Here is a 24,130-nt window from a genome sequence, read left to right as displayed (position 1 = left end):
TTATGATTAAATTAAAATCTTTTATTGTAATTCATAACAAACTCACAAGCTTCGCGTATAGCACCTGCTCCAGAATTTTTTGATAGTACAATATCGGCATGTGTTTTAACTATATCTGTAGCATTATTTGGAGCTAAAGACCAACCTACGCTGCAAATATTTGTTAAATCGTTAACATCATCACCAACATAAGCCACATTACTTAAAGATATACCAGCATTAGCAACAATATTTTTTAATAAGGTATGTTTATCTTTTACACCAAGAAACACGTGATTTAGCTTTAGTTTTTCCATGCGTCTAGCTACTAATTGGGAGTTTTCTGAAGTCATAATCATAACTGTAACATTAAACTGTCTTAAAATCTCAAGTCCCATACCATCACGCATATCAAAGCTTTTGGTATGTTCGCCTTCTTTTGTATAAGTTATAGTGCCATCAGTAAAAACACCATCAACATCTAAAACTACATGTGTGATTTTGTCTGATTTTTTTTCTCGTTTTTGCCTTTCTATTAATAAACTTTCAACCGCAATCCAATCAGATTCACTATCTATTTCTAATAATGAATCTTCTGGCATTTTCACAACAGCTGTATTATCACCTAATCTATTTTGATGTTTTTTTAATGCTTGCTTGGTAATGGTATAAACAGCACCATTTTCAATTAACAATCCTTCAAAATCTTGACGCCTTGGTCTTTGTAAAGGATTGTAATTTAATGGTTTACCATTTTTACCCCATAAAAAACGATGTGTATTAACAACGGTTAATGCAGAATCTATATTACCATCAAGCTTAGACAAACATGAGTTAATATCTTCCTTTTTGGTAAAAGGAGATGTTGCTTGTAATAAACAAAATGCATCAAAATCATAATTAATAGACTCGCAATACTCAATAATAGCTGATTCTGTTGATGCCGTATCCGTAGCACTTACATCACTACGCTTTAAAGCTCTTACCTTATTAGTCCAATGATATTCTTTTTTAATAAAATCAATAATGCCTTCATCATCGGTGTAAACTACAACTTCGTCAAGATTAGAAAAAATAGCTTCACCTAAAACCCAAGTAAATAATGGTCTCCCAACCATTTTTCTTTTATTCTTGTTAGATATACCTTTTGATCCTTTACGTAGTGGAATAAATCCTATTTTTCTAGACATTAATCTTATTTTTTGCAATTTATTTATTTTAAGTGTAATTAACTTATTTTTACCCATAAAATATACACCATGCTATTTGATAATTTTACTAGTAACGAACTTATAAAATCCTTTCTTACACTAAACAAAAAGCATAATAACCAAGAATTAATTTTTCCGCTTACAAATCGTGGTTTCTTTTCTGAAATAAACAATTTAGCTTTAGCAGTTCTCTATTGTATAGATAATAATATTAATATTAAACTCTCTTCAAAAAATTGGGCAAGTGGCAATTGGAAAGATTATTTTAATCCTATTATTAAAGAATACAATGGACTTGTAAACTTACCTTCAAAATCAATTTTTAATTTAACCAGAGTTGAAAAAATAGCAGCACTTTACTTTAAAAATGTAAAAAAAATAGATTTAGTTCAAACTCGTTATTGGAAAAAAATAAAGCATCCTAGCTTTTTAAATAAAACTTTTTTAATTCCAGAATTAAATATTGATGGTGATATATTTCATGCATTACAAAACATCTACCCCATTATTTTAGATTTTAATAAACTGACTAAAAACAATTTAATTGTTTCTAATAAAGAAACTGTAGAATTTTCAAAAAACAGTTTTGGATTGCATATAAGAAGAGGTGATAAAGTTTTTGGAAATAATAAAGAAGCAGAAGAAATTCAATTTACAGATTACATTGAAAAAGCAATTGAAATAGACAATTCAATAAACAGTTTTATTGTTTGTACTGATGATTATAGCCTTATTGAATCTATTAAATTTAAATATCCTGAGTTTGTTTTTAAAACTTTATGTGCACCAACAAAGAGTGGATACGACCAAACAACTTATAACAATTTAAAAGACAAAAATTTAAAAAGTAAAGAGGTTTTAGACGTACTAAATGATGCCATTTTGTTAAGCAACTCAAAATACTTTATTGGTACTAACTCTAGCAACTTATCTAGATTTGTAACGCTTGTTAGAAATAATAAAAACTGCTATTCTATGGATAAAACATGGTATCCTGGATAATTTATAAATACTATTTACTTATTAGTTTGCAACTATCGCATTAGCTTTTGCTACAATGTTTTCAAGAACTTTTCCTCTTCCGTTTTTTATTAATTCTTCTCTTTTATCGCATAAGGTATTATAAACGGTTATACATTTATTCATACGTTCAATATATTCTGCATCAGACATATTATCAATAAATTGAAATAACGCTTCAGGGCTATCAAATTTAGAGTAATCAATAAAACTGTTTTCAGGAAATAGCTCATAAGCATTCGTATGCTTTCCGTAATAAATGGGTAAACAATAGGTTAGTATACTATCCCATATTTTTTCTGTCATGTAGTTATGGGTAGCTGTATTTTCAAAACATAAATTGAATTGATAATCTGCCATCAATTCTTTTTTACGATAAAAATAGACACCATCTCTAGAATCTTCTTTAGAAATACCATCTGGCCAGCCTTTACCAAATACGTCTATAGCTCCTAACTTATTGCCTTCAATACATATTTTAGATCTCAAACCAATTAAATCGATATTTACACCATTTTTAATAAGTGGCTCAGAATTTAGGCCTTTATAATAAGACATTAATGCGATTGTTTTTTTTGTTTTTAATTTAAAATCTTGGGGTAAGATATGAAGGTGTTCACCAAATATGCCTGTAAAAAAAGTAACATTTGAAACAAAAACATCTCTGGTGTAAATGTTCATGATATGGCATTTTATTAATCCAAAAAGCACTTTTACTTCTGAAGTAAAATGGGTATCAAATCTAGGCTCTATAGTCCAAATTAGAAACTTCTTACCAAATAGAGCTCTCCAGAAATGAGGTTTTAAATATTTTAAATTTTGTGAAATAATAATATCTGCATCTTTTGCTTTATCTACAAAAGTTATATTGTTGTTATTTAAATATTCTAAATCTCCATCAACAAAATTATCAAAGGGTGTATATTTAAAACTTGAAGCTTTATAAAGTTTGGGCATTTATTATTTTAATTATTTAGTTTTTATTTAAAAATTATCAATTTACTACTTTGTTATACTTTGAAATTACTTCTTTAGCAATAGATGCTCTACTTAAATTTGGTTTTACTTTGTCTTGATTAAAGTTAAAAGCATCAGCTATCAAATTATTTTCATTAATTGCTTTAACTATTAGCTTTTTAACATGATCAACATCTTCACAATCATTAATCAATAAACCGTTTTTATCATGTTCAATAATTTCTGCACTAGCACCTCCCGGATTTGATTGTATAGGAAAAGCGCCCATAATTATAGCTTCAAGCAATGTATTTGGCATACCATCAGAATTACTATTACCTATGTAAATTAAAGCTTTTCCCATAAGTTTAATAATTTCTGTGTGTGGCAAAAACTTAGCTTTTGTAAAAATGCTTAATTGCAATTTACTATCAAGCTTGTTTGAATTTATATAATCTTCAACCTCTTTATCAGCTCCAAAAACAACAACAGAAAAGGGTTTAAGTATATCAGAAATATTATTAATAGCTTTAAGCACCGTAATCGCTCTTCCCGAACGTCCTTGATAACCTTTTACAAGAATTATTTTACGTTGATTAACTGGTAATACATGTGCTTCAAAAGTTTTAAGTTCATATCCACCACCACCTGGGTAAACCCCCAACAATTCGCCATTAAAACCATATTTTTTAGCTAAATCTACATCTCGTCTACAATCTGCAAATAAATAATTAACTCTTGGTAAAACGTTTTTTATGTTTTTTAAATAATCTACTTGATGCTGATAATAAAACAAATCACTACCCCAAGATGAATATATCCATTTAATATTTGGATACTTTTTCATGACACTTAAAATTGGTACACAAGAAACATATAGTACAAAACTATGTACCACATCTGGTTTTATTTCTAGTAAGGCCTTCTCAAAGGCTTTAGCTGTATTGTTTTCTATTAAAACACTTATTTTTTTATAAAACCATGGATAATTTTTTTTAAGAAAAGATCGTCCTTTTAAATTTGAGAATTTCTGTTTCCAACCTACAATTTGATTTACCCATGATAATTTTTTAGAATACCCACCATCTCTTACATTAAACCAATGAATCTCATGTCCAGAGCTTTTTAATTGCTCTGTCCATCTTTGAAAATGAATGGAATTCATGGATACCATTAATATTTTCATGAGGCTTTTTTTAAAGTTTAATTATTAATGATATACGTTGCGACAAACTATCAAAAGTATACTTATAAGGTGCATTTTTACAATTAGTTATTATAGTTTCTAATAAACAATCATTTATATCTTGCATGCTTATATACGTTCTAACTTTTTTGTTTAAAATTTTTTTAACGACATCTTTAATCTTTTTATATTCTTCATGTTCATTTATTGAAACAGATATGACTTTATCTGTAGTATTCAACAAAATATTATTCAAAAACCCTTTAAAATCAGACAACTCATTTGTTACTTCAAATTCAACTTCTATATTATGAAGGCTATTATAAGATTCTGCATCAAAATAACCCCAATCAAATTTTGTATTAGCCACAGTTTTATTATTTTTTGCTGTGTATATTAAATACTCTTGATTTATTTTTTCTAGGTTAGAGTGAAATGGCTCTAAACTATCTTTACTCCTATAGGTTTTTGGATGCCATTGATGAAGCATTAAAATAGATTCATCATAAAACAGAACGCTTTTGTTTAAGTTTTTTAATCTTACATGTACATCGGTATCTTCACTTCCCCAGCCATGGTAAAACTCATCATATCCATTAATAGATTTCAAAACTTTGGTATTGTATAGTGTTATACCTGTGGCCTCATTTGTAGACTTAAAATTTATGTTGTAATCCTTATATGATTTATTGTTTTTAGATTCTGCTTCACTTAAAAATCCAACTTGAAAATAAACAGCATCTGCCTTACTTTTTAACTCATAAAGTTTATTTATACATTCTGGATGATACATCATATCAATATCGCCAACAAAAAAATGAGATGTTTCACATTGCTTTAAAACAATATTAATGGCCCTAGACTTGCACCATAACTCATTTGCGTTATTACATGAAATTAGGTTAATAGCAGAGTATTTATCAATTAGTCCTTTTAATTCTTTTAGATTATTTTCTCTTGAACCATAATCTACAAGTTCTATTTTAAAATCTTTATTTGTCTGATTAACTAATGAATCTAAACAACGCTTCACTAATTGTAAATCTCGATTTCTATTTGTTAAAACAATCGTTACCATGATTTTTATTTTATAGATTGTTTTAATGAATACCCGTAAAATTCAACTAAATGCCATGTGTTTTTACTCGTTAAAATCATTTTCAATAAAACATTTAAAGCTTTAAAATATTGTTTTTCTCTGTTATAACAAGCTATTAAGCTTTTTTTGTGCTCAAATATACTTTTTGTAATTACTTCTTTATTGTTGGAGAAGTTAGAATCTGCAGCTATACTTTCAACAATTTTTAAATTAACGCTAGTTATATCACTATGTTTATTTCTAATTTTAGCCGAAATTCCAATATCTATTCTATAAACCGCCGTTACATCTTCTAAAAAATGGATTTTCCCATTTTTATTAATAGTCCAAAGGTATGTAGGCCAATCTCCATATGGGTATTTATCTATCCAATTTGGTAATTGGTAATCCTTTTGAATATTTTTAAACATGACAGTTACAGATGTAATACTATTTTTTAATATTAAATCTTCAAAAGAGTAATTTGATTTTAATCTATCTTTTTTTACAATTTCAAATTTGCCATTACTAAAAAGCTTTTTGTAGTTAGTACCAACAATCGAATAATCTGAATTCTTATCTAAAAAATCTACCTGTTTTTGTAATTTCAACTCGTCTATCCAATAATCATCTCCATCGCAAATAGCAATATACTTACCATTACACGCTTTTAATGTTCTTATATAATTATTAATTAATCCTATATTTTTATTTAATTTAGGTAATAGCTTTACTTTATTAGGATATTGTTTTTCAAAAAACTCACAAACACTTCTGGTTTTATCTGTACTGCAATCTTCACCTATTACTAATTGATAATTAAAGTTAGTTTTTTGCATCAAAACACTATCTATAGCTTGTGCTATATAATGTTCTTGATTATATGTAAGCATAAAAATACTAACCGTAATTGGAGCCATTATTTTAAAGCTTCTTTAGTCATTTCCAAATACTTTGTGCCCCACTTGTGGCAAGGTTCAAGGTGATTACCTTCTGCCCATTCATTCCAAGCATTTATAAAAACAAACTTTTCTGGAACTTTACTCCATGGGTAATTTTCTTTAATATAGGTTAACCAGTTTTTATATTTTTCTGGTGTAGAATTATGCAGAATAAATGCTTTGTTTTTTCTAGCTGAATTGTCCCACATAGGTGTAATACCAGGATATACATTTGAATTAAAACCTTCGTTTTTCTGAACATTAACATAAGCTTCGTAATCATAAACAGATGATATACCATTATTTTTTATGCCCATTTTAGCAAAAACCTTATTCTTTATTCTTTTTATTGTATGATTACCCATTGGTTTGGGCAACTTCCCGAAATTAGGTTGAAATTCGAAAGCAAAATCAAAACCAGCAGACAAAAATTCTTTTTGAGATTTTTGTGCGTACCCTAAGTATAAATCTGGGAATCCAGCTTTCTTGGCTTCATCTCGCCAAATTTGTAATGTTTTATTAATATCTGGGAATAATTCTGGACGATACACAATAAATACTGGTTTTTCTTGAACTCTTATATATCGAGAATCTTTAAAATAACTTATAAGATGCTTAATGTGGTTTACATCATCTTCAAAACTATAATCTTGTTTTAATAACATTTTGTTCTCTGAAGCTTCCCATGCTCGAGTCCAATCTTCATTAGCCCAACACATCATAAAAGGTAAATCTTCTTTTGGGTTTTTTAGTTTTCTTTCTAAAGGTTCAAACAACATTTTTTTTCCATTAAACCAATAATGATAATAGCAAAATCCATGAATCCCATAAGCGTTAGCCAATGCTTCTTGTGCTAATCTAGCTTCTTCTAAACGTAAATCATAAAACCCTAAATCTGCTGGCAGTTGTGGTTGGTAATGCCCCTTAAATCTTGGAGTTGTTTTGGTAACATTTGTCCATTCTGTAAAGCCTTTACCCCACCACTCATCATTTTCTGGCACAGGATGAAATTGGGGAAGATGTATCGCTATGGGTTTAATTCTTTCTGACATAATGGTAATAAAAAGCTAGTTTAGAATAGATTTTAGATTTTATTCGTTTAAAAAATGGTGCTCTATTTTTATGATAAATTTCTTTATATTTTTTTTTTGTGAGCTTATATAACTCATCACTCCCTTCATTTTTAAAAAATGTTTGTAATATTTTAGCAGCTTGTAAAAAACCCTTTTTCATTAACTTAAAATCCGTACTCATAGAACGGTTATGAATTCTATATAAAGCCAATTTATTTTTATTATTTTTTATTGAATTTGAATAATAGAATAATTGTACCCAAAACACCCAATCTTCATGATTAAGCAATCTTTCGTTAAAACTCAAGTTATTTTCTATAATAAGTTTTCTACTAAATAATACTGAGTGGCAAGGTATAGATTTTCTGTATTCCCAATCTAAAATAATTTCTTTTTTATAATTTGTTTCAGACAAAAAAGGTGATAAATATCGATGTGGAGCTTCTTCATTACTACCATCAATAAATGAATAATAATCTGAAATACTTATATCACTTTCTTGTAAATTTTTTATCTGCTCAATAAATTTCTCAGGTTTAATTAAATCGTCTGAATCTAAAAACTGAATAAAATCGCCGTTAGCATGTTTCAAACCAAAATTTCTAGCGCTACTTAACCCGCCATTATCCTTGTATAGATAAATAAACCTTGAATCTAAGTTGCATCTATTTTTTGCAACACACTCTGAATGGTCTGTACTTCCATCATTTACTATAATACATTCCCAATTTGAGTATGTTTGATTTAAAACAGAAACAAGTGTTTCATCCAGATATTGGGCTTGATTATAACATGGAATGATTACAGAAACCTTAATACTCAAAACTTTTCTGGTTTATTAAATATAAATTTTACTTGATGAACAAATCGTTTAATAATGTACCAAAAGTCTATAAAAAAACCTTTAAATAATCTAACAATTGACATTACTAAACCTTTAACAGCATTTTTAAAATTAACGTCTTGATGCCATAGCTGATAGTTACCAACTAAATCACTTTTAAAACGGAAAAAGAGTTGCTTTTTAGTTCTGCTTATTTGATAACAAAATATAGCTGGAACAAAATCAATCTCATATCCAGCTTTTAAAACACGTTTAGTCCATTCTTTATCTTCAAAGGTTGCAACGTCTTCTTTAAATGATATTTTTTCCCAAACAGCTCTGCTAAAAGCTGATCCAGAAAAAATTAATCCAGATTTATTAGGATCTATAGATGCTGGTATTTTATTAATATAATTTTGATAATCACTTGCGTTATGTAAACACCGTAAGCCCGCCAGTTTAGGATTTAAATCAAACTTTTGTTTTATCAATTTAAAAAAATCGTGACTAACTGGATACGAATGAGCACTAAACATAACCACTATAGGGAATTTAGTTTGTTTAGCTGCAAAATTAGCGCTGCCGCCATAACTAAACTCTTTTATGGTAATAAATTTTGCGTTATATTTTTTAGAAACCTCCTCACTTCTATCTGTTGACAAATTATCAATTACAATAATTTCACCAATATCATTTATATAGCGTTCAGTTAAATTTTTAAGTAAAAAAGTGAGTGCTTTATCTTGATTCTTATTTCTTATTACTACCGATATCATAAACTATTTTTTAAATAGATTTAAAGGTTTTTCTAAAATTTTCACAATTTTATAAGTACTCTTGTTCTTAATTTTAGAAGTTGTTTTTTCATTCTCCTTTAATAAGTACAATAAGTAATCAATAGTATTATCATGATGCTTTAAATACAAATCTTTATGCTTTTTAAAAACATATTCCATGTTAGAAATTCTATGATTTTGTAGTGTATCAATTAACATGGATTGTTTTTGTTTTCTGTAGAAAAACAAAAACGCTTCTACGACTTTAAACGTCCAACCAGATTTAGTTATTGCTATCCAAAACTCCCAATCTTCAAAACCATGTTTCATATTTTCATCGTAGCCACCTACCTCTTCCCAGCAAACTTTTCTATATAAAGAAGTAGCAATTAAGCAATTCTCAAAAAGCAAGGCGTGGTAAGTTGTACCAACGGGTTTTAACTCATGAATGATATTTTCTTTATTTTTTAAAAAAAACTTACTATAACAGGACACTATAGCTAAAGTTTTATCTTGATTTAGTTCGGGAACAAGTTTAGACAAATAAGATTCATGAAGTATATCGTCTGCATCTAATGGCAAAATATATTTGCCTTTACTTATAGTTATTCCGGCATTTCTAGCACTACTTAATCCACCATTTTGCTTTTCTAAATATAAAAATCTATTGTCGTTTTTACACCACCTAGAGGCTACCTCTTTAGTGTTATCTGGACTTCCGTCATTAACTATAATGCATTCCCAATTATTGTAAGTTTGGTTTAATACCGATTGTAATGCTTCATCGAGAAATTGAGCATGATTATAACAAGGTACTATTATGGAGACCAACTCACTCATCATTAAAATTTATTTAGAAAACCAAGTTTTACCAAGAGATTAATAATTCTAGATTGTCTTAAATTATTTACTGTTTTTTTATAAGAAACCACTTCTTGAATATCATTCATATAAATAGAATAATCACCATAAAGTACGCTTTCTTTTTCTTTAAATTTAATACTTTGATTTTTAGGGTTTGAACTGAGTCCTCCAATATAAAAAACAGATAATGTATCTGCTATTCTCTTATAACTTAAATTATATTTACAAATAGCATCTATAAAGAACTTCCAATCGGATACTATTTTAAAATCTTCTTGATACAAATTTGTCTTCAAAAACGCTTCTTTTTTAATGAATGTTGCAGGGTGTGGTAAAGTATCTTCAACAAAGTATGAAAAAGAAAGTTCATCTGGATATGTTTTTGTAAAAGGTTTATTGTTTTCAATAACTTTTAAATCAAAATAAATCAAATCTACATTTTCTACTTCATGATAATGCTTTTCTAGCACTTGATTGTCTACAAAATGATCTCCACTATTTAAAAATAAAACATATGCTCCTTTTGCATTTTTAATGCCTTTGTTCATGGCTTGATATACACCACTATCTGGCTCACTTATACAATAATCAAAAAGGCTTTTGTTTTTCTCTATAAAACTAACACTTCCATCAGTAGAGCCTCCATCAATAATTACATGCTCAAAATCCTTAAAAACCTGACTTTTAACACTTTCAACGGTTAGTTTCAAACCTTCAAGATTGTTATAATTAACGGTTATTATGGAAATTTTAGGTTTCAAAAATTATTTAATTAGCTTTTATTATTTTCTTCAATTATACTTATAAATTCTTCTGTATTGAAAAAATGCTTTTCTACCATTGCCAAATCATGGTCGTTAAAATTCCACCATTTTATATTTAAAAGCTTTTGAATAGTATCTGGAGAGAATCTATATTTTTTAATTTCTATTGGATTGCCAACGGCTATTGCATAAGGAGGAATATCTTTTGAAACTACAGCTCCTGCACCAATAATAGCCCCATCTCCTATTGAAACACCATCTAAAACCGTGACATTCATTCCAATAAACACATCATTCCCTATGGTAATTGGTTTAAACTCTTCAATTTTGTTATTAATAGTTATTGATTTACCATTTTGTTTTGCTGTAGAGTAAAACATAGGATGAGTTGAAATGCCATTAATTGGATGCAAACCACGACCAGCCATAAAATTGGCACCTATAGAACAAAATTTACCAATTATAGTGTTATTAATTACAGAGTTTTCTGAAACATACGTGTAATTGCCAATTAAAGTATTAGAGAGTCTTGAAGTGGGATAAACCTTGCAATGCTTACCCAAATATGTTTTAGATTTAACTATGTTATGGCTATACTTCAACACATTTTTAAATTCAGGAAAAATTAAAAAAGAAGCACTTCTAAGCTTATTTTTTAAAGCTCTTTTTATGCTTTTAGGAACCGGTTTTTCTTTTACAGACTTATAAAAATTGGTTATAATTAATTCTGCATTTTTATTTTCAGCCAATTCAATTGGCTTTACATTAATATTATCGAGTAAATTTTTATGGGTAAATTCGGTATGAACACCATTATGTTCGCCAGTATTATCAAATCCGAAATTTTGTACCAAAGATTGTTTTGGAAATAATGTATATCCATTTTGAAGCACTACTGATGCATGCCATTTTACAAACCAAGTTTGAAGTTTCCCTGTAATATTATCTGCTAATTGACTACTTAAATAATCACTACCAAATTTATCTAAATTACTTAATAAGTGTTTGTTTTTTAATTGATTCCAAAGAAAAATGCCGTCGCTATTAAAATGCTTCCATGAACGACTCCAAGTTGCCCAACCCCAGCATAATGGTACATTATAAAAAAAGGTTTCGGGTAAATTTTGATTATTAGGATACATATAGCCTGAAATATGCATAACACTTTCATTATCCTTGTAAGTAGTTAATGCATCATTCATATATTTTAAAAACCCAGAAGATGTTTCAATATCGTCTTCAAGAACAATTACACTTTTATATTTCTCAACTATTTCTGAAACACCATCAATGATTGATTGGGCTAAACCTTTATTGGTTGATGCAACCCTTACTTCAACCTTTTTAAATCTTTTTTCGGAATTTGCAATGGCAACAACTTGATTAATCCTATTTAAGTCAGTATCTGTTAATTTAATTTTTGGTCCATCACAAAATATAATCAATTCACTATCCTTAGCCTCTGGATTTGCAGCTAAAGCATCCAACGTTCTTTGAGTATGGGTTGGCCTATTGTAAGCAAAAAGCACAATGGGTGAAAAGTTCATAATATTATTGTTTATACAAAAATGGGAAAAGTTTCTGTTTAAGCCTAACTATTGGCATGTATTCATACCCAATTCTATTTAGATTAGTAAATCAATGCCATATTATATTTTTTTATAAATAACTTAATTTTACTTTTTATGGACTTTGGTATAAATCTTAACACCTTGGCTTTAAAAGTTTTATTTTGAAAAACATCTAATAATTGTAACTCCTTATTTAATACTTCTTTGGGATTTTTAATATTATTTTTATAGGTTTTGTAAACTAACTTAAACAAGCTTATTGGAACCCAACTAAGGTTAAGGGTATTCATTTTTATATATTTTGATGATTCTATATGGTAACAATAAAAATTGCCATTTGTATCAAAATATATTTTTTTTAAATACTGATTATTCAAAACAGACTCATACCTTTCATAGCCATGATCCATACAAATACAATCATCAAAAGATTCATTATTAATTATTGCATTTAACCTTATGCTTTTTATACCTTCTTGATCTCTATATGCTTTATATGCTCTCATTTCTGTAAAAGCATAATCAGGATGAGTTATAAAATCTTGTTTTTGTTCATTTAAATAAATCTCGTCTTTAAATAATTTATTTATTTTATTTACATATCCTTCAACAATTTTAAAAGAAGATATGTAACCATTCATACAAATACCGTTGCATTGCTCTGTACAATCATAATCTTTAAATTTTTCTTCTTGATTGTTTAAATCTGATAAAATCATATTATCAGAGTCAAAATGCCAGAAAGCATTAATTTCATTTTTTTTAATAAAATTATGTACATAAAACCATCTTTTAAATACAAAATTTGTCCAAAATTCTTTTTTATGGTTAACCCCAGCAACGTGCTTGTAAACTTGATTAAATATTTTTATCTCATCACTTTCATCGTAATCTTTAAAACAATAATGCTCTATTTTAGCCTTATTAGCTACTTTTTTATTATCCTGATCACCAAGTAAAATAATTCTATTCTTTGGGTTACTTAATTTTACTTGCTTTAAAGTATAATACAAATATGGAGAGTTACCATAATGGCAAAATATTATAGGCTTTTTAATATCTTCAATTTTCATTTTAACTTTTCTATTCGTTTACACCATTAATGTTGAACAAATCTCCCTTAAATTACATTTAATTTAACAAAAAAATATCTATTAAATTTTCCTATCTATTTTTGTAAAAAAATGGAAAAATTCTTTTTCTAAGCATTATTATTGGAAAATATTTAACACTTAATATTGAAAAAAGTATCCTCTTATTTTTAAAAAAAATATTTCCCCAACAGCTAATATATTTATATAGTCCCTTACCTTCTTGCAAGATAAACATCCAATATTTATTTAAAAGTGCATCTATTTTTTTTAATGGCATTTTATTTTTGCAACTCCAAGTAACAAGCAACTCATAAACTTTTGCCTTTTTGTATAAGTTTGCATTATTAAATACATTGGCTTCATGTACACCTCTCATGGCAACAGGTTTATCTAAAACACCGCCTATTAACTTAGTTTTTAAAGCCATTTTTAAAAACATATGTGTGTCTTCATCAACTAATAGTAATTCGTTAAAGAAACCAACCTTATCGAAAATCGATTTTTTTAAAGTTAAACCATCAATAGAAAAATGTCCCTTTTTATAATACAGTAATTCTTCAAAAAGATTTTCAGGCGCTACCTTTTCGCTAATGGTAGTTAATTTTAATGCAGTCCTTTCAAATTCTTTAGATGCTCGATAAAAGTGAGCTCCTATGGCATTATAAACACCATCAACACTATCATCTTTACAAAATATTATTTTGTCGTTTTCAAATCTATTTTCTAAATAAAAATCATCTGAATCCAAAAATGCTATATAGTTACTAGAAGCGTTTTTAATTCCTAAATTTCTACTTGCAGACCTTCCTTTATTTTTTTTGTTTAGATGGTGGTATACTTTAACTCTTGAATCTTTTATCTGTAAACTCTTAATTATTTTTAACGAGTTGTCTGTACTGCCATCATTTACGATAACAACCTCAACCACTTCTGGTTGTTGCAACACAGATGTTATTGCTTTTTCAACAAAGCGTTCTGTATTAAAAACTGGTATGATTACAGATACTGAAAAACTCATATTATATTACTTCAAAATAGCAATGATGTTAAAATTCATGAATTAATCTTAGCTTAATTAGTAGTTTAATTATATTGGATTTTCTTAAGGTTCTTATTGTTCTTTCTAACATATAACGAGCTTTTAAATCGTTCATAAAAGGCTTAAAATCTGTATTTAAAACTTGTTCTCTTTCAGCTTTTACAAGTGCTTGGTTTTCGTTTAAAGAACTAAGTCCATCACTATAATATGTTGAAAATGTATCTTCAATATACTTATAAGTTGCGTTATGCTTACAAATTGCTAAAATTAAAAACTTCCAGTCTGATACAATTTTCAGATTTTCATCGTAATACCCTAATTTATTAAACAAACTTTTCTTAATAAATGTGGCTTGATGCGCAGGTAAATTTTCGTGTAAATATTTAAAAGTCAAGTTTTTAGGACATGTTTTAACATGTGTTTTATTTTCTGCAACAACATTAATATTGAAATATACAATATCGACATCTTTTAAAAAGCTGTAAACTTTATTTAAAGCATTATTATCAATAAAATGATCGCCTCCATTTAAAAATAATAAATATGAACCTTTAGCGGCTTTAATACCTTTGTTCATAGCATGATAAATACCATTATCTGGTTCACTTACCCAATAACTAAATTTTTGTTGGTTTGCTTCAATAACTTGTCTACTACCGTCGTTAGAACCACCATCGATTATAATATGCTCAAAATTAGTGTAAGATTGATTCATCACACTATGTATTGTGCGTTCTAACCCTGATTTATCATTATAGTTTATGGTAATTATTGAAAGTAACATAAAATTCTAGTTAACTAAACTTTTAAATAATCTCATGTAGTTCTTAGCTTGAACTTTATCATCATACTTAATTACAGCCTGTTTTCTTATTTCTTCAGTTGAAAACAAAACTCCATTACTTAGAAATTGATTAATTGAATTTGCTAAAGCATCAACACTTACTGATTCTGAAATTAATCCATTCTCACCATGAGATACCATATCTGGTATGCCACCTATAGGATATCCAATTACCGGAGTTCCACAAAGTAATGATTCTAATACTGTATTTGGCAAATTATCCATTAATGATGGAATAACAAAAACATCTGCTGCTGAATATATTGAACTTAATAACCTATCATCTTTAACAACTCCGTATTGAATTATATTTTTGAAATTATATAAGCTTTCATTCTTGTTGCCAATAACAAAAAGCTGAACATTTTCTTGCTCTAACTTATTAATAGCTTCAACAAGAAATTTAAATCCTTTTCTGTTAGCATGAATTAAATCTGCAACAAAAAGTATTACTTTTTTATCTAAAGGGATATTTAATAATTCTCTTGAGTATCTTTTATCTCTTGGCTTAAAAACTTTAGAACTGATGCCGTTTGGTATTTTATGAACTGGAAATTTACCAAAAAAATCACTTTGTTGTAATTCGTAAGTCATCCAATCAGACAAGGTTACAAAATGTAAGTTTTTAACTTGAGATAGTGCTTCTTTTTTTAAATTAAGTATTTTTTTAAACTGCAAAATCTCTTCATTAGTCAAAACTCTTTTTTTGGGGAAACCATTTTCATCAATTCCTAAAAACGTTTCTTTATAATGCTCGCCACCTGTAAAAGGATTCATATCATGTAGTGTCCAGACAACTGGCTTAGTGTTTTTTTTAAAAAAACTTTCATAATCAATAAAGCCAGATACCCAATGTAAATTTATAATATCTGCCTGCTTATATAATGGAGACTCTGTAATGTCGTAATTTGAATTCGGGAATGAATAAAGCTCTAAACCCAAAGCTCTGTTTTCAACAAATAATTGCTCTTTTGTTTTTTTTGGAGTTTTTAAAAGTTTGAGTTCTCGAAGTATTTTTATTGATTTTTTTTTAATTTTATTTTTAAGAGAGTGGTCTTCTTTAGGTTTTAACAAAAAAGAATTTTCATGATTAGCAGTTTTCTTTGCTAATAATAATTTGGCGTCTACATTCATAGAAAGCAGCCCTTGATGCAATCTTACACAAGCTTTTCCTGCACCTCCTATATCACTTGTATTAATTAATAGTAACTTCATTATAATTTTCTATTAATTGATTTATAGTTAACAAGTGTTGAGGCTTACTATTTTCTGAAATATATGAAGCTATCTTGCCTCCCATTGTATAATCAATAGCTACGAAATTGGTATTTAATGTTTCTGCAAATAAAACAGAATGAAAACGCATACAAATATTTAATTCTGATTGTTGCATACTCTCTACAACAGATTCTATAGTAGATAATTTTTTGTTATAACTTACCCTTGAATCATTAATGAAATACGTTTTAATAAATCGTCTTGAAAAATCTCTATCATCGCCTCCTAAAACAAAATTATGCATATGATTAAAAACGATTTTTTCAATCTTATATTCTTCAGCTTTCTTTTTAATTAATACGGCTAAAGCTTTTTCAAAATTAATTTTAACAACAGTAAATTCATTTTCAGACATGCTACCTTTTGCATATAGGTATTCCCAATCTCTTAAAAATAAAGACATAACTCTTTGCTTATTTGGTACTTTATTTTTTGCTAATTCCTTTATATAAGTTTTAGCTGGATCTCCTATCATTTCAGTATTATTGATATTAAAATGTTTTAAAGCATATTCTTGACTTTTAATATCTCTTAATTTTATTACACTTGCTAATTCTAATATTTTCTTTATAGCTATTTTATATCTATCTTGATTAATAGGCCCTAATCCACAACCATATATTGTTCTTTTTTTATTATTTTTCTTTGCAATACTAAATGATAATAATGGTACATAAAGCTCGTTTAAATCCATTAAAGGGCCGCCTCCCATAATTACCTCATCGCATTTTTTTGAATATCTTAAAAACTCAAAATTGCTTGTATTTACCACCCTAGCTTTTATTTTAAGCTCTTTAATAGTTTGATTAGTAATAAAGGGATATAAACTGCCAATAATTACATTTAATTGATCGCCGTACTTAGATTGATAAGATTTAATTATACTTTCCAAAATAGCTTTATCACCTACAGTCTCAGTTCCATACCAACCCATAATTAATATGCTATACTTATTTTTTGGGAGTTTAGGAGACTTTAATAAGGTTGATAGGTTTAAAACTCTATGTTCATTATTAGGTTTTAAAAATTTCTTTTGAAACGTATCCTTGTAAATTTTCATCTGTTCAGAATAAGTTATTTCTGCATGATAATCATGAATACAGTTTTCACACTCTGATGCGATAATTCTCTTTTTCTCATCTAAATTAGAATTATATATGGCCATTGAGGATTCTTCAATGCCATTACCAATAATTTTAGATTTTGGTGCACAATAAGCTAATTCTCCTTTTGCATTTATGTTTATACCTTTTTTATGGTATGGACAACCAATAGTTCGCTTACCGCCCAATAAAATATTTTGAATACTAGAATAGGTTCTTTTATAAGTTTTATTGGTTTCGTAAGTTCTTTTAAGTTTTTCAAAAAAAAGAGCTAGATGATAACTTTCATCATTTGTAAAATTTCTAATATCTTCTGTACGATCTTCATTATATAGTCTTTTAATAAACTCTGCAACCCTGAAACGACCATAAATTTTATTTGCTTTAGCGAAATCCAATAACTCGTCAATGTCCCATAAATTAGTTTTGGAAATTGTAGCACCAAATGAAATTGGAATTTTTAATTCAGATTTTACATAATCAATAACTTCTATTGCTTTTTTAAAATTTCCTTCTCGCCCTCTAATTTTATCATGTACCTCTTCATAACCATCTAAAGAGACCATAACACTAAAAGCTTTATTATGTGTTTTACAAAGCTCGTTTACTTTATATAGCTGGTTTTTAACATCTTTAACATTTATACAATTAGTTATAATACTTAAGTGCTTAAGATTAGGAAGAAAATCTATACAAGCTTTATATAAGTCTTCTAAGTCTTCTCTTAATGTAGGTTCGCCTCCTGTAATACCAACGCCTGTTACATTTGTATAAAGTGGATCGGAAAAAATATTTTTTAAATCGTTATAAGTAACCTCTTTTTCTTGTTTGTTTTTCCAAATATTACACATAGTACATTTAGAATTACAAATATCATTAGCATTAAGATTTATAATAACTGGCTTTTCAACCTTGTTAATAAAGCTTATCTCATTAAGTTTTAACCGCAAAAGCGTTTTGATTTTTTGAGATAGTATGTTTATTTTTTTCCACATAGAAAATTTGCTAATCCAAATAATAAAAATGGTATTAATCAGCTATCATACTCCATTTACAATCTAATACTACGCATCCAAAATCTACACCTTTATATTTGTGAAAAATAGTTCCAGTTTCTTCAATTCTAAAATTTATGACATCAAATAAGCTTCTAATCTTTTTCTTGTTAGGCACATGATAACCTATTATAACTCTGTAATCATTGGGTAATAATACTGATTTTGGAAATTCAATATTCGAAAAATAAACGCCGTCTTTTTTTACAAATTCATTTAAATTTATTTCTGAAGAAAAAACAGTTCGTTCATTTTTATCTTTTATCCTAAAACCTAAAGAGCCATATTCTAAAATATCCTCTGTAATTCTTAATTTTACTTGTAAAGTTATTTGATCATCAAAACCGAATAAGCCTGTTATATTATTATTCTTATCTCGCATTGATACCTCCAAAATATCTGACCCACTCTCTGGAGTTTCATTTACATAGTGAGCAATATCATTAGCAACATCGCTTTTTAAGTAAAAATCTACAGCATCATGTGTATCACCCTCAAAAATTGTTGTTCCATGCTGTAATACAATTGCTCTTGAACATAAACTTTTAACTGCTGCCATATTATGGCTCACAAACAAAACAGTTCTTCCGTCGCTATTGCTAATATCTTGCATTTTACCAATAGCTTTTTTCTGAAATTCTGCATCACCAACAGCCAATACCTCATCAATTACTAATATATCGGGATCTAGATGTGCAGCTACTGCGAATGCTAAACGCACTGTCATACCAGAAGAATAACGCTTAACGGGTGTATCAATATAACGTTCGCAACCTGAAAACTTAACAATTTCGTCCATTTTAGATTGAATTTCCATTTTGGTCATTCCTAAAATTGCTCCGTTTAAAAACACATTTTCTTTACCAGTCATTTCTGGATGAAACCCAGTACCTACTTCTAATAATGATGCTATTCTACCTTTAGTTTTTATTTCTCCTGTTGTTGGCCCTGTAACTTTAGAAAGAATTTTTAATAATGTTGATTTACCAGCACCATTTTTACCAATAATACCCAAGACTTCGCCTTGCTTAACTTCAAAATTAATATCCTTTAGTGCCCAAACATAATCTGAATTTCCTTTCGTGCTTCTATCGTTACTTTCTCCTATTTTTAAATATGGATCTTCTTTTCCTCTAATTCTACTCCACCACCTATTTAAGTCATGACCAAGAGTACCTGTTCCCACTAAACCTAATCGGTATTGTTTTGAAAGATTTTCAACTTTTAAAATAATATCTTTTTCCATTAAATAGTGTCTATAAAACTCTTTTCTGTTTTGTTAAATACAATTAATCCTATTAGAAAAATCAATATGCATATTAAAGTGGTATAAAGCATTTTTACTAGTGAAAAATCTCCAACACCTAGGGTCATATACCTAAATGCTTCAATAATAGTGGTCATTGGGTTATACTCAACCACCCAAGATATGTTTGGCAATTTTTCTTTAAAATACGATAATGGATACATAACTGCAGAACCATACATAAGTAATTGTACACCAAAACTTATTAAAAACTTTAAATCTCTATATTTAGTGGTCATCGAAGATATTATCATACCTAATCCTAAACCTAAAAAACCCATTATTATTATTAAAATTGGTAAAAAAACGATAGCACTTTGTGGTTTAGCTGTTACAAGAGTTTCAGAAAAAAATACGTAATAAATATAAAAACCTATAAATACTAATAGTTGAATTGCATATTTAACCAAATTTGTTAAAACAACAGATAAAGGAACAATAACTCTTGGAAAATAGACTTTACCAAACAATCCTTGATTTTGTGCAAAAGTGTTACTTGTACCTGTTAAACACTCTTTAAAATAATTCCAACTTGTAATTCCTGCAAGGTTAAATAAAAATGATGGCACACCTTCTCCTGTTGGAATGTTGGCCATATTATTAAAAATTAAAGTAAAAATTATAGAAGTAAAAAGAGGCTGTATAAAATACCATAAGGGCCCAAGTATGGTTTGTTTGTATACCGTTATTACATTTCGTTTTACAAATAATATAAGCAAGTCACGGTAGTACCAAATCTCTTTAAGATTTAAATCTATTAACTTTTTTTTTGGCGAAATTATATAGAGCCAATTATCGTTTTTATTAGACAATATTTTTTTGTTTAGTTATTTAAAAAAAGATTTAACTCTTGTTAAAAATTTATTTTTTGTTGGTTCATCATCATTATACCCATTTCCATAACTACCATAGCCATAACCATAGCCATAACCGTATCCATAACCATAGCCATATTTCCCTTTTTGGTTATACCCATTGTACACAAAACTTAAATTTTGAATTTCACCCTTATTGTACTTTGCATTAATAAGGCTTAACATTCCTTTTTTTGTATAATCTTGTCTAACTACATATACAGTAGCATCGGCATATTGAGTTAGTTCTAGTGCATCTGCCACAAGTCCTATAGGAGGTGTATCTAACACAATATAATCATAAGATTTTTTCAGAATCGTTATTAATTCATCCATTCTTTCTCCTATTAACAGTTCTGATGGATTTGGTGGTATTGGTCCAGATGTAATGACATCTAGGTTTGGTACTTTTGTATTTAAAACTACTTCATCAACCCCTTTTTGGCCAATTAAATAATTCACAACACCAATTTCATTTTTAATATCAAAATCACCAAATATTTTAGGCTTTCTTAAATCTAATCCTACCAATATTGTTTTCTTACCACTCATGGCAAAAACGGTGGCTATATTGATAGAGCAAAACGTTTTTCCCTCTCCACTAACTGAAGATGTTACCATAACTGTTTTAGTGCCTTCTAAGTTGCGCTTTTTATAGAAATATTGTAAACTGGAACGTATAGACCTAAAAGCCTCTGCTATTGTAGATTTTGGTTTTAAATGAACTGCTAAATTATTATCTAAATTATTATTCCCTACAACACCTAACATAGGTATATTAGATAAACTTTCAAGTACTTGAGGGTTATGTATCTTATTATCAAAAAATGTTAGTAAAAAAGCAAGAATAAGTGGTGGTAATAATCCGCCAATAATTGCAAATAAATATCTGGAGCTTAATTTTAAATCTATGGGAGCTGCGCCAGTATCTTTAGCTGGATCTATAACTAATATATCTGAAACACTTGCAGATTTTATAATATCTGCCTCACCTCGTTTTGCCAAAAATACATTATACGTTTTCTCGCTTAAAGCATATTGCCTTTGTATATCAAATAACTTTTGTTGAGCAACTGGTAGTTTCCTTATTTTGGCATCTTCAATTGCTATTTTATTATTTATAGTTTGTAGCTCGCGTTTTAACTCTTTAGTTACAGAACTAATGTTTTCTAGAAGTACCGTTTTTAATCCTTCAATCTGCCTATTTAAATCTGCAAAAATAGTTGCATCTTTTCTTACCGTAGATCCATATTTTGATTTTTGTACAGACAGAGCATTAATTTTAGATACATTTGATAGTATATTACCTTCATCTATACCTGTTACGGCTGGTGCCGGTACCTCTGTAAAATTATTACTTGTAATTAAATAATTTTTTAAACTTGAATAATAGGCTAACTTTCTATTAATGTTATCTTTATTTAAATCTAAGTCTGATAATTTACTATTTATCAAAGTACTTTTATCATCTAAATTATAAATCCTGTTTTTTTGTCTGTATCTATTTAAAGAATCTGCGTTTAAACTTAATTGATTCTTAACACGACTTAATTGTCCATCAATAAATGCAATTGTGTTACTAACAAATTGGTTTTTCCTATTTAATTGTTCTTCACTTAAAACTCTTACTGTTTCATTTAAATAATCTACAATTTTCCCTTTATTTACATCAACCATACTTAAATTTAAAATAGCTGAGTTTCTGGGATTATTAATAGCTAATTTATTTCTGTATTTTGAAACTACAGCATCAAAATCACTAAACTGTATAAAATACTCATCATTAGGTTTAACTACTCGCTCTTCGGCTAAGTATATAATGCCATTTATATAAGGTAAAACAATGTTATCACCAAGATTAAAAACTTTTTTGAACTCACCTAATGCAACATCTTTGTTTATTTTTTTCTGATTAGAAAAATTTTGAGTTCTAACTAATGTATTTTCAAAATTGATGTATAATTCAAATTTGCCATCTTGAAGAAATGTTATTCTTATTGGTATATCTAATAATTGATATGTGTCAGGTGTTAAACTAATCCTAAATGGTGCATTATTGTATATATCGTCTTTTCTAAATCTTGATTGTTTTAAGTACGTTGTATAATATTCTAGATTGCGAACTACCTTTTCATGAATAGAACGAGATCTTAAAGAAGTCATTAAAGTTTGTGCTTTTCCTGAAACACCACCCCAATTAAATGTTAAACTTGTAGTTGAAGTAAATAATGGGTTTGATTCTTCTTCAATTGTAATTTGAGTTCCTAATCTATACGACTGTTGTTTTCTAATATTTTGCTGGTAAACAATAAATACTCCAACGCCAATAAACAAAACAAATAATTTCCAATAACTAATTACACGAATTAGAAATGCCTTTAAATCAAATGAAGGCCTTTGGGCTTGTGCTTCTGAAACATCGAATTCTTCTTCCATATGTATTTTAAAGATTCTTTGTTAAAAAATAAGTAGAAACTAGTACAGATAAAATCGAAGCAATAGTTGTTAAATTTTGTAATGCTGTTTGCCCCATTCCTAAAGACTTTCTCTTTAAAGACTTCACTAAAATAATATCATTAGATTGTATATAATAAAAAGGCGATTGCAAAGCCTTAATATCTGTTAAATCAATATGATGAATTTTTTGTCCGCCTGGATATTGCCTAATTATCAAAATATCTGTTCTATCTGCTGTAGGTGGCAAATCTCCTGCATTTGCTAGTGCTTCAATAATATTTACACGGTCTTGAAATATTGTATAAACACCTGCACCTCCTTCTCCTGTTACTGTATATTTCAAACCTGATAATTTTACGGTTACAAATATTTCTGCTGTTTCTTTAAAATATTGCTTTAATAACTCATTTTTAACTTTAGTTTTTACCTCATCAATTGTGTAGCCTAATACATTTATTTTTCCTAAAATAGGAAACTCAATATTACCATGTAGATCAACCGTAAAACCATTAAAGTATAGTCCACCTCCCCCAGATCCTGAATTAGAAGTTCCTACAGGATTAAATATATCTACAAGCTCTGGATCCAAAGCTTTTACGTTAATGCTTAAAATATCATTGATTTGAACCTTGTAAGGTTTTGGTAATTCTGTTATTACAAGGTCATTATTAGTTCCGTCTCCTTTATCCTGTAAATAAACAAGATCTTTATTAGTAATACAAGATGTAAGTAACACACTAAAAACTAAAATAATAACCAGGAAATTAGGCTTCATATTGAGGCAAATTGATTTATCACAAATATAAGTTTTCGCATTGAAGAATAAAACTTATGACAAGTTTTTTGGTTTTTTGTAC

The 24,130-nt window shown here is 28.2% G+C and carries 21 protein-coding genes; 1 reads left to right on the top strand and 20 read right to left on the bottom strand.

Features of this window, described 5'->3' with window-relative positions; genetic code table 11:
- Window positions 1-11 precede the first annotated feature (11 nt).
- Window positions 12-1,169 carry an acylneuraminate cytidylyltransferase gene (locus Q0842_RS04055; RefSeq protein WP_298494602.1) on the bottom strand — a complete coding sequence of 386 codons (1,158 nt, stop codon included), beginning with the start codon at window positions 1,167-1,169 and terminating at the stop codon, window positions 12-14.
- 69 nt (window positions 1,170-1,238) lie between these two features.
- Between Q0842_RS04055 and Q0842_RS04050 the strand changes: the two genes are divergently transcribed.
- The gene (locus Q0842_RS04050; protein WP_298494600.1) at window positions 1,239-2,192 is read left to right on the top strand and encodes a hypothetical protein; all 954 of its coding nucleotides are present in this window, start codon (window positions 1,239-1,241) and stop codon (window positions 2,190-2,192) included.
- Window positions 2,193-2,213: 21 nt separating this feature from the next.
- Here Q0842_RS04050 and Q0842_RS04045 read toward each other — a convergent pair whose 3' ends face one another.
- The 19 genes from Q0842_RS04045 to Q0842_RS03955 form a co-directional block, all read right to left on the bottom strand.
- Window positions 2,214-3,167 (bottom strand): glycosyltransferase family 10, encoded by a 954-nt coding sequence (locus Q0842_RS04045; protein WP_298494598.1) that lies wholly within the window; start codon window positions 3,165-3,167, stop codon window positions 2,214-2,216.
- 37 nt (window positions 3,168-3,204) lie between these two features.
- A complete protein-coding gene (locus tag Q0842_RS04040) occupies window positions 3,205-4,353 on the bottom strand; it encodes a glycosyltransferase (RefSeq protein WP_298494597.1) in 1,149 nt (382 codons plus the stop codon).
- Window positions 4,354-4,363: 10 nt separating this feature from the next.
- Window positions 4,364-5,431: a galactosyltransferase-related protein gene (locus Q0842_RS04035; protein ID WP_298494595.1), complete on the bottom strand. Its 1,068-nt coding sequence runs from the start codon at window positions 5,429-5,431 to the stop codon at window positions 4,364-4,366.
- 5 nt (window positions 5,432-5,436) lie between these two features.
- The gene (locus Q0842_RS04030; protein WP_298494592.1) at window positions 5,437-6,351 is read right to left on the bottom strand and encodes a glycosyltransferase; all 915 of its coding nucleotides are present in this window, start codon (window positions 6,349-6,351) and stop codon (window positions 5,437-5,439) included.
- Window positions 6,351-7,424 (bottom strand): glycoside hydrolase family 99-like domain-containing protein, encoded by a 1,074-nt coding sequence (locus Q0842_RS04025; RefSeq protein WP_298494590.1) that lies wholly within the window; start codon window positions 7,422-7,424, stop codon window positions 6,351-6,353. The genes Q0842_RS04030 and Q0842_RS04025 overlap by 1 nt, the downstream gene beginning before the upstream one ends.
- The gene (locus Q0842_RS04020; RefSeq protein ID WP_298494588.1) at window positions 7,408-8,268 is read right to left on the bottom strand and encodes a glycosyltransferase family 2 protein; all 861 of its coding nucleotides are present in this window, start codon (window positions 8,266-8,268) and stop codon (window positions 7,408-7,410) included. The genes Q0842_RS04025 and Q0842_RS04020 overlap by 17 nt, the downstream gene beginning before the upstream one ends.
- On the bottom strand, window positions 8,265-9,044 hold the full coding sequence (locus Q0842_RS04015; protein WP_298494586.1) for a glycosyltransferase: 780 nt from the start codon (window positions 9,042-9,044) through the stop codon (window positions 8,265-8,267). The genes Q0842_RS04020 and Q0842_RS04015 overlap by 4 nt, the downstream gene beginning before the upstream one ends.
- Before the next feature lie 3 nt (window positions 9,045-9,047).
- On the bottom strand, window positions 9,048-9,884 hold the full coding sequence (locus Q0842_RS04010) for a glycosyltransferase family A protein (RefSeq protein ID WP_298494583.1): 837 nt from the start codon (window positions 9,882-9,884) through the stop codon (window positions 9,048-9,050).
- A gap of 2 nt (window positions 9,885-9,886) precedes the next feature.
- Window positions 9,887-10,669 (bottom strand): glycosyltransferase family 2 protein, encoded by a 783-nt coding sequence (locus Q0842_RS04005; protein WP_298494581.1) that lies wholly within the window; start codon window positions 10,667-10,669, stop codon window positions 9,887-9,889.
- An 11-nt stretch (window positions 10,670-10,680) separates the two neighbouring features.
- A complete protein-coding gene (locus tag Q0842_RS04000) occupies window positions 10,681-12,219 on the bottom strand; it encodes a DapH/DapD/GlmU-related protein (protein ID WP_298494579.1) in 1,539 nt (512 codons plus the stop codon).
- Between the two features lie 83 nt (window positions 12,220-12,302).
- Entirely contained in the window at window positions 12,303-13,316 is a 1,014-nt protein-coding gene (locus Q0842_RS03995; RefSeq protein ID WP_298494577.1) for a hypothetical protein, read from the bottom strand.
- A gap of 91 nt (window positions 13,317-13,407) precedes the next feature.
- Window positions 13,408-14,355, bottom strand: coding sequence for a glycosyltransferase family 2 protein (locus Q0842_RS03990; protein WP_298494574.1), 948 nt, complete (start codon window positions 14,353-14,355; stop codon window positions 13,408-13,410).
- 28 nt (window positions 14,356-14,383) lie between these two features.
- Complete coding sequence (locus tag Q0842_RS03985) at window positions 14,384-15,160, bottom strand: glycosyltransferase family 2 protein (RefSeq protein WP_298494573.1); 777 nt, start codon at window positions 15,158-15,160, stop codon at window positions 14,384-14,386.
- A gap of 6 nt (window positions 15,161-15,166) precedes the next feature.
- Window positions 15,167-16,435, bottom strand: a complete 1,269-nt coding sequence (locus Q0842_RS03980; protein WP_298494570.1) for a glycosyltransferase — start codon at window positions 16,433-16,435, stop codon at window positions 15,167-15,169.
- Complete coding sequence (locus Q0842_RS03975; RefSeq protein WP_298494567.1) at window positions 16,416-18,596, bottom strand: polysaccharide pyruvyl transferase family protein; 2,181 nt, start codon at window positions 18,594-18,596, stop codon at window positions 16,416-16,418. The genes Q0842_RS03980 and Q0842_RS03975 overlap by 20 nt, the downstream gene beginning before the upstream one ends.
- A gap of 34 nt (window positions 18,597-18,630) precedes the next feature.
- Window positions 18,631-19,902 (bottom strand): polysaccharide ABC transporter ATP-binding protein, encoded by a 1,272-nt coding sequence (locus Q0842_RS03970; RefSeq protein WP_298494566.1) that lies wholly within the window; start codon window positions 19,900-19,902, stop codon window positions 18,631-18,633.
- Window positions 19,902-20,777, bottom strand: a complete 876-nt coding sequence (locus Q0842_RS03965) for an ABC transporter permease (protein ID WP_298494948.1) — start codon at window positions 20,775-20,777, stop codon at window positions 19,902-19,904. Before Q0842_RS03965 ends, Q0842_RS03970 begins: the two co-directional genes overlap by 1 nt.
- Before the next feature lie 12 nt (window positions 20,778-20,789).
- The gene (locus tag Q0842_RS03960) at window positions 20,790-23,252 is read right to left on the bottom strand and encodes an exopolysaccharide transport family protein (protein WP_298494564.1); all 2,463 of its coding nucleotides are present in this window, start codon (window positions 23,250-23,252) and stop codon (window positions 20,790-20,792) included.
- 7 nt (window positions 23,253-23,259) lie between these two features.
- Window positions 23,260-24,048 (bottom strand): polysaccharide biosynthesis/export family protein, encoded by a 789-nt coding sequence (locus tag Q0842_RS03955; RefSeq protein WP_298494562.1) that lies wholly within the window; start codon window positions 24,046-24,048, stop codon window positions 23,260-23,262.
- Window positions 24,049-24,130 lie beyond the last annotated feature (82 nt).

The sequence above is a fragment of the uncultured Algibacter sp. genome (genome assembly GCF_947495675.1).
GTDB lineage: Bacteria > Bacteroidota > Bacteroidia > Flavobacteriales > Flavobacteriaceae > Algibacter_B.
This window is presented reverse-complemented; position numbering and strand designations above follow the sequence as displayed.

Coding starts and splice junctions, on each gene's coding strand:
- Q0842_RS04055 (WP_298494602.1), bottom strand. CDS start 1,169: ATGTCTAGAAAAATAGGATTTATTCCACTACGTAAAGGATCAAAAGGT.
- Q0842_RS04050 (WP_298494600.1), top strand. CDS start 1,239: ATGCTATTTGATAATTTTACTAGTAACGAACTTATAAAATCCTTTCTT.
- Q0842_RS04045 (WP_298494598.1), bottom strand. CDS start 3,167: ATGCCCAAACTTTATAAAGCTTCAAGTTTTAAATATACACCCTTTGAT.
- Q0842_RS04040 (WP_298494597.1), bottom strand. CDS start 4,353: ATGAAAATATTAATGGTATCCATGAATTCCATTCATTTTCAAAGATGG.
- Q0842_RS04035 (WP_298494595.1), bottom strand. CDS start 5,431: ATGGTAACGATTGTTTTAACAAATAGAAATCGAGATTTACAATTAGTG.
- Q0842_RS04030 (WP_298494592.1), bottom strand. CDS start 6,351: ATGGCTCCAATTACGGTTAGTATTTTTATGCTTACATATAATCAAGAA.
- Q0842_RS04025 (WP_298494590.1), bottom strand. CDS start 7,424: ATGTCAGAAAGAATTAAACCCATAGCGATACATCTTCCCCAATTTCAT.
- Q0842_RS04015 (WP_298494586.1), bottom strand. CDS start 9,044: ATGATATCGGTAGTAATAAGAAATAAGAATCAAGATAAAGCACTCACT.
- Q0842_RS04010 (WP_298494583.1), bottom strand. CDS start 9,884: ATGAGTGAGTTGGTCTCCATAATAGTACCTTGTTATAATCATGCTCAA.
- Q0842_RS04000 (WP_298494579.1), bottom strand. CDS start 12,219: ATGAACTTTTCACCCATTGTGCTTTTTGCTTACAATAGGCCAACCCAT.
- Q0842_RS03995 (WP_298494577.1), bottom strand. CDS start 13,316: ATGAAAATTGAAGATATTAAAAAGCCTATAATATTTTGCCATTATGGT.
- Q0842_RS03990 (WP_298494574.1), bottom strand. CDS start 14,355: ATGAGTTTTTCAGTATCTGTAATCATACCAGTTTTTAATACAGAACGC.
- Q0842_RS03985 (WP_298494573.1), bottom strand. CDS start 15,160: ATGTTACTTTCAATAATTACCATAAACTATAATGATAAATCAGGGTTA.
- Q0842_RS03980 (WP_298494570.1), bottom strand. CDS start 16,435: ATGAAGTTACTATTAATTAATACAAGTGATATAGGAGGTGCAGGAAAA.
- Q0842_RS03975 (WP_298494567.1), bottom strand. CDS start 18,596: ATGTGGAAAAAAATAAACATACTATCTCAAAAAATCAAAACGCTTTTG.
- Q0842_RS03970 (WP_298494566.1), bottom strand. CDS start 19,902: ATGGAAAAAGATATTATTTTAAAAGTTGAAAATCTTTCAAAACAATAC.
- Q0842_RS03960 (WP_298494564.1), bottom strand. CDS start 23,252: ATGGAAGAAGAATTCGATGTTTCAGAAGCACAAGCCCAAAGGCCTTCA.
- Q0842_RS03955 (WP_298494562.1), bottom strand. CDS start 24,048: ATGAAGCCTAATTTCCTGGTTATTATTTTAGTTTTTAGTGTGTTACTT.